Raw genomic sequence first — 6,759 nt, forward strand, 5'->3', positions numbered from 1 at the left:
GCAGAAGGCGAGCGTAAACCGATCAACCACGGCTTTAAAGCGGTTCAGATTGGTATCTCAGCTTGGACGGCAGAAGCGTTGAAAAACACCATGCCAGCGAGCGTTTTTTCTCGCTCAACCGAATGTCACAACCAAGACAAAGTGAGCATGGGCACCATTGCGGCTCGTGATTGCTTACGCGTACTTGAGTTAACAGAGCAAGTTGCTGCGGCTTCACTCCTAGCAAGCGTTCAAGCGGTTGAGATACGTCGTCGTCATAACGAATTGGACGAACACCACATGAGTCAGAGTTTGCGAGTAATTCGTGACGCCGTGCTGAGCGAGTTTGAGTTTGTGATTGAAGATCGCCCATTGGAACAAGATTTGCGTCATTTCATTGAACGCATTCAGCAACGTCATTGGCCACTCTACGCGGAGGTATAATGCAAGAGCAGGTTCTCTACCCATTAGAAGCGGAGGTGACTATGGTCACCTCATTCCAAGATGCTGACCCGATGGGCGTGATATATCACGGCAACTTCTTTCGGTATTTTGAAGAAGCGCGTCGTGTGCTGATGGAGAAGATCCAATACAGCTATCGCGATATGCAAGACTCTGGGTATATGTGGCCGATCATCGACACGCGCGTTAAATACGTCAAGGCGATTCCGTTTAATCACACCATTCGCATTACCGCGCAACTCACGGAGTGGGAAAACCGCTTGCGTGTGGATTACGTGATTTACGACGCCGAAACGAATCAACGTATGTGCAAAGCGCATACAACGCAAGTCGCCGTATCCATTGAAAAGCAAGAGATGTGCTTTGTTTCTCCAGCAGTCTTTTTAGATAAAGTAGAGCAATGGCACAACCATGGGAGCCTGAACTAATGCAAAAGTGGTTACTCTCTTTTTTGTTGATATTTTCTGTTCCAGCACTGGCCACACCGACAGCAAACGTAACGGATTTGGCATCGCTTCAACAGCAGTTGTCTCAGCATGAAATCGTACGCGGAGATTTTACGCAGCAGCGTCATCTGGAAATGTTTAGTCAACCTTTAACCTCTAAAGGTCAGTTCACACTGAGCAAAACACATGGCTTGTTGTGGCAACAAACTGAACCTTTCGCAGTCAATTTGGTATTGACGGAAAACAAACTTCGTCAGACTTTTGCCGACCAAGCTCCGAAAACGATTTCTGCTGAAGAAAACCCAATGGCGTTCTACTTTAGCCATGTGTTTTTATCCGTGTTCCACGGGGATACTTCTGCACTGCAAGAACAATTCACACTCGATTTTTCAGTTGAGAACAATCAATGGCAGCTCGTTTTAGTGCCAAAACAGTCGCCATTAAATGCGGTGTTTCAATCCATCACTCTTTCCGGTAAAACGCACATTGATCGCCTAACCCTACAAGAGCTGCGTGGCGATAAGACCGAAATCACGTTTACGAACCAGACCTCTCTACCTCAGGAACTCACGGATGCCGAAGACGCTCAATTCCGTTTCTAAACTCAGTCTTGGCACTCATACCTTTGCTCTGGTTTGGCTCAATCTCGTTGTTTTAGCGGGCGCGTTGCTACTCAAACAATGGGTTTGGAGCGCAGAATCTCCGATTGAGACCAACATTTTAAAACTGTTGCCGAAGAACCAACAAAACCCAGTGGCAGAGCAAGCCTTTGAGTCGGTCTCGGCAAGTATGAGCGACAAAGTCATTTTCGTGATCACAGCGCCGGACAAAAATGCCCTTTTTGCAGCGGCCACTGAATTTGATAAGGGGTTACGACAAAGTAATCATTTTCGCGATGTGGTGGGAAAAATCTCACCTCAAGAGCAGCAAGCTTGGGCGAGTTACTACTTTAAGCACCGTTTCCAATTGCTGACGCCTGAACAACGAGAGCGTTTAAGCAAAAATCCAGAACAGCAAGTGCAGCATGTGATTCAGTCTCTGTACAACCCGTTTTCTGGAGTGACTGGGCAAGAGTTACAAAATGATCCTTTCTTGCTATTTCGTGATTATTTAAGCCAAGTTACCCAGCAATCGTCCTCTTTCCGATTGGATAACGGCTATCTGTCCGTCGAAAAAGACGGTGCTCAATACTTGCTTATTACTGCTGAGCTAAAAGACTCGCCTTATAGCCTAACTGGGCAGCTTGCCGTCCCTGACATTCAAGCGCTAGAGCAAAGCGTCGCGCAGAAATATGGCGCTAAAGTGGCACATACTGGCGTTCTATTTTACGCCGACTTTGGTACGCAAAGTGCCAAATCGGAGATCAGTACCATCGGTGTGTTCTCTCTGCTCGGTATCATTGCATTGCTCGTGTTGGTCTTTCGTAGTGTGATGCCACTGTCTCTGGCACTGCTTTCCATCACCATTGGTTTGCTCGTTGCTTTGTCCGTTACGACGTGGATTTTTGGAAAAGTCCATCTGTTCAGTTTAGTGTTTGGCGCAAGTTTAATCGGCGTGTCTATCGACTACGCATTCCACTACCTAACCGAACGTCTTGCGGCGGGAAATGAATGGGATAGCGAGCAAGGATTAAAGCATATTTTCATAGCTATCACACTTGGCTTAATCACCAGTTTGATCGGCTATTTGGGCATGTTAGTGGCACCGTTTCCAGGTTTGCAGCAGCTTGCGCTGTTTTCATCCATTGGTCTGATTGCTGCTTACATCACCGTGGTGGCTTGGTATCCGATACTGGCTCGTAACCCATCGCGATCCATTTCGAACTTACCAGGACAATCACTGTTGGCGAAATGGTTAACGCTTTGGAATCAACCTCGAATTAAAGTCGGATTACCGATGTTATGTGTGGTTGCGAGTGGCTTTTTCTTGCTGCAATTGAACTACGATGACGACATTCGTCTGCTGCAAACGATGCCGAAAGATCTCAAGCAGCAAGAAACCTTGATTACGACGCTCAGTGGCATGCAATCTTCGCAGCAAATGTTGGTCGTTACCGCCGACGATGACGAAAGCCTAATGAAAAAGCTGGAGTCTTTGACACCAACTTTAGAAGCGTGGAAAGCGGAAAGCACCATCGAAAGCTACCAGAGCCTGAGCCGCTACTTGAGCTCAGTGGAACGTCAGCAACAAGACTATCAATTGATTCGCGATCTTTACGCGACACAATCCAGCCCACTTACTTCCGGGTTGGGCTTAAGTAAAAAGCCCAAAATGGACGCCGACTTTATCCCTGTTACGGTTGAACAGTACTTGCAAAACCCGGTATCAGCGCCTGTACGTTTTCTTCATTTGGGTAAAATTAAAGAAAAATCGGCAACGGTTGTGGTGTTAAACCAATTGCAAGACTCCGCTGTTGTTAAGGCATTTGCCAAATCACAGTCTGATGTTGTTTACCTAAACAAAGCTGAAGAAATATCCGCCCTATTTGGTGAATACCGAATCAAAATCATGGAGCTATTGGCAGCCGCCAGTGCTGTGATCTTTCTGGTATTAATCAAGCGGTACGGTCTGCAACACAGTTGGCGAGTTTTACTGCCATCATTGATTGCTTGCGCCTGCGGTCTTGCAACTGCTGTCGCGATGGGAACAACATTAAACCTGTTCAACTTGCTTGGCTTGGTGCTCATTCTTGGTATCGGGATCGATTACACTCTGTTCTTTGCCGAGAAAGCCCGCAGTGTGAGCACACTATTGGCGATCACCCTTTCGGCAATGACCACTGTGTTGTCATTTGGGTTGCTGTCACTCAGCCAAACTCACGCGATTCACAGTTTCGGCATTACGGTGTTAAGTGGTATTTTTGTCGCTTGGCTGCTCTCTCCGATTGCAATTAAAACAGAGGAAACGACGTCATGATTTTCAATCACGCCTTTCGCTGCGCGACGTTATTCGCACTGAGCCTGTTTTTAAGTGCATGCAGCTTGGTCCCTCACCAATCGACGCCTCAGGTCGACATTGCCGAGCACACCCAAGTTAGCTTGCCCACTCCCGCAAGCTTGGGCTATCAGTTGTCTGCCAGTCAGTTAATTACGGCTTCTTGGGCAATAGATGGTAAAACCAAATCTGAGCAACTTCCGGTACAACTGCAAGTGATCAACAACGAAGTGGTGCTGGCAGGCTTCTCATCCTGGGGGACGAGAGTACTCTCACTGTCTTACGATGGAGAACAAATTCAAACCGAAGTGCTCAACGGTTTACAAGGTTCGCTACCGCAGCCAGAACAGGTATTATTTAACCTGATGATCACGCTCTGGCCGAGTTCCGCTTGGGAAGGGTCGTTAAATGAGGTAAGGTGGCGAATTATTGATAAAAATAATTCTCGCGCCATCTTTGATAGCGACGGTGAAAAGATCATTAAGATTCAATACAGCTCTTCTAACAAGTTAGAGGGTAAGATTGATTTTCATCACCTCAAACATCAGTTTTCAATTTCTATTCAAACACTGCAACATCAGATTAATTAAGAACAATTTAGAATAACAATATGCCTATTCGCTCTTCTCAACCTTTGTATATTCAGGCCTGTGGCTTTCACTCTGCCATGGGACAAGATGATGCGCTCATCCACCAGTGTTTATCAGGAGCGAAGCCATCCAACATGGTGGTTGACCAAGATATTTTAAATTCAGGCCGCCAAACAGTAATCGGTCGAATTGCACAGACGTTACCGCAATTACCGACCGCACTCAGCCAGTTTGATACGAGAAACAACCGCCTCGCACTTTCGGCTTTGCTGCAAATCGAAGGCGACGTGCGTGACGCCATTGCTAAATATGGTCGTGACCGTATCGCAGTCGTGATCGGCACCAGCACATCTGGCATTTCAGATGGCGAAATCGCATTTGGCGAAAAGCTGGCAAACGGTAATTTTCCTGCCGACTACCATTACACCAAACAAGAGCTTGGCAACTGCAGCGATTTTATTGCCGCCTACTTTGATTTGAGCGGCCCACATTACTCAGTTTCAACCGCCTGTTCTTCTAGTGGCCGTGTCTTTTTAACCGCGCAACGCATGATTCGCTCTGGCATTGTTGATGCGGTTATTGTGGGTGGTGTGGATACCATTTGTCGCCTCACACTAAACGGCTTTAACGGTTTAGAAGCTCTATCCGATACCCTTTGTAAGCCGTTTGACCAACATCGCAACGGCATCAATATCGGTGAAGCCGCAGCATTAATGTTGCTAAGCAAAACACCTGCGCCCGTTGCTCTTCTCGGAGCTGGCGACAGCTCAGACGCACACCATATTTCCGCACCACATCCAGAAGGGTTAGGCGCAGAAGAAGCGATGAAAAAAGCGTTGGCCAATGCAGGACTTACAGCGCAAGACATTGGTTACATCAACGCGCATGGCACAGCAACGCCGTTAAACGATGCGATGGAAAGCAAAGCCATTCATCGCTGCTTTGGAGACTCCGTTCCCGTAAGCTCGACAAAGCCACTTACCGGACACACATTAGGTGCAGCAAGTGCAACGGAAGCGGCTATCGCTTGGCATATTCTCAAGTACAACCTTGATTTGCCAATACAACACTGCGAAACCAAAGCAGACGATATCCATATATCGTTAGTTGAGACGCCAACCAAACTGGGTAACAAAGCGATTCTCAGCAACTCTTTTGCTTTTGGTGGCAATAATATTAGTCTTATTTTTGGTTACGCTCATGACTAAACTTCCTCCCATCGAACAACTTTTGCCACACGACAAACCAATGATCTTGGTTGATCGTGCTTTGGATGTTCAACAAGATACGATTCACTGCCAGGTTGATATCGCAGAACACAACCCGTTCTTCGACTCGACCTCTCAAACCGTGCCAGCTTACGTTGGCATTGAGTTTATGGCGCAATCTGTCGCGGCGTGGTCTGGTTACCACGCATTAATGAAGGAACAAGCGCCACCGATTGGCTTTTTGCTTGGTAGCCGTCGATACACGTCTGAATGCGATACGTTTTCTCGCGGACAGGTGCTCGATGTGTATGCTGAAAAAGTTATGGAAGATAACGGTATGGCGGTTTTTTCAGCCCGTATTGAGCTACAAGGAACTGTTGTAGCGACTTGCCAATTGAACGTTTACGTTCCATCAGAAGAAAAATTACAAGAAATGAAAATCAGGAGTCAACAATGACCCGACAAGTCCTCGTTACAGGTGCCAGCAAAGGCATCGGTAAAGCCATTGCCGTTCAATTAGCCAAAGATGGTTTCCAAGTCATTGTCCATTACATGGGCGATCAACAAGGCGCGCAAGATACCCTAGACACCATCGAACAGCATGGGGGTAACGGTCGTCTTATCCAATTCGACATCAGTGACCGCGCAGATTGCCGAGAGAAACTAGAAGCCGATATCGCCGAACACGGCGCTTACTATGGCGTCGTGAACAACGCTGGCATCACAAAAGATACCGCTTTCCCTGCGATGACCGAAGAAGAATGGGATGGCGTGATTCATACCAACCTAGATAGCTTCTACAACGTTCTTCACCCTTGTGTTATGCCAATGGTGCAAAGGCGTAAAGGTGGTCGAATTGTTACCCTTGCATCAGTCTCTGGCCTGATGGGTAACCGTGGTCAAACCAACTACAGCGCAGCAAAAGCGGGTGTAATTGGTGCGACAAAATCACTCGCACTTGAACTGGCAAAACGCAAAATCACCGTTAACTGCGTTGCACCGGGACTTATCGACACAGGCATGGTAGACGAACACGTAAAAGAACACGCGATGCCGCAAATTCCTTTGCGCCGCATGGGAGAACCAGAAGAAGTCGCTGGTTTAGTCAGTTACCTTATGTCTGACATCGCAGGCTATGTA

General features: G+C 47.3%; 8 protein-coding genes. All 8 read left to right on the plus strand.

Annotation, left to right across the window (positions count from 1 at the left end; all coding sequences use genetic code 11):
- Positions 1 to 423: aromatic amino acid lyase (locus IQR33_RS09480; protein ID WP_193843665.1), on the plus strand; the 423-nt coding region annotated here is incomplete at its 5' end.
- Positions 423 to 869, plus strand: coding sequence for an acyl-CoA thioesterase (locus IQR33_RS09485; protein WP_005388315.1), 447 nt, complete (start codon positions 423 to 425; stop codon positions 867 to 869). The genes IQR33_RS09480 and IQR33_RS09485, both read left to right, overlap by 1 nt.
- Positions 869 to 1,489, plus strand: a complete 621-nt coding sequence (locus IQR33_RS09490) for a LolA family protein (RefSeq protein WP_017634795.1) — start codon at positions 869 to 871, stop codon at positions 1,487 to 1,489. Before IQR33_RS09485 ends, IQR33_RS09490 begins: the two co-directional genes overlap by 1 nt.
- The gene (locus tag IQR33_RS09495; protein WP_064369068.1) at positions 1,461 to 3,803 is read left to right on the plus strand and encodes an MMPL family transporter; all 2,343 of its coding nucleotides are present in this window, start codon (positions 1,461 to 1,463) and stop codon (positions 3,801 to 3,803) included. The genes IQR33_RS09490 and IQR33_RS09495 overlap by 29 nt, the downstream gene beginning before the upstream one ends.
- Positions 3,800 to 4,411 (plus strand): DUF3261 domain-containing protein, encoded by a 612-nt coding sequence (locus IQR33_RS09500; protein ID WP_017634797.1) that lies wholly within the window; start codon positions 3,800 to 3,802, stop codon positions 4,409 to 4,411. The genes IQR33_RS09495 and IQR33_RS09500 overlap by 4 nt, the downstream gene beginning before the upstream one ends.
- A 20-nt stretch (positions 4,412 to 4,431) precedes the next feature.
- Positions 4,432 to 5,619: a beta-ketoacyl-[acyl-carrier-protein] synthase family protein gene (locus IQR33_RS09505; RefSeq protein WP_017634798.1), complete on the plus strand. Its 1,188-nt coding sequence runs from the start codon at positions 4,432 to 4,434 to the stop codon at positions 5,617 to 5,619.
- Entirely contained in the window at positions 5,612 to 6,076 is a 465-nt protein-coding gene (locus tag IQR33_RS09510) for a hotdog family protein (RefSeq protein ID WP_005388322.1), read from the plus strand. The genes IQR33_RS09505 and IQR33_RS09510 overlap by 8 nt, the downstream gene beginning before the upstream one ends.
- A partial coding sequence (gene fabG / locus IQR33_RS09515) for a 3-oxoacyl-ACP reductase FabG (RefSeq protein WP_193843666.1) occupies positions 6,073 to 6,759 on the plus strand: 687 nt, incomplete at its 3' end. The genes IQR33_RS09510 and fabG, both read left to right, overlap by 4 nt.

Origin of the sequence: Vibrio sp. OPT46, assembly GCF_015163535.1 — a bacterium.
GTDB classification, from domain to species: Bacteria; Pseudomonadota; Gammaproteobacteria; order Enterobacterales; family Vibrionaceae; genus Vibrio; species Vibrio alginolyticus.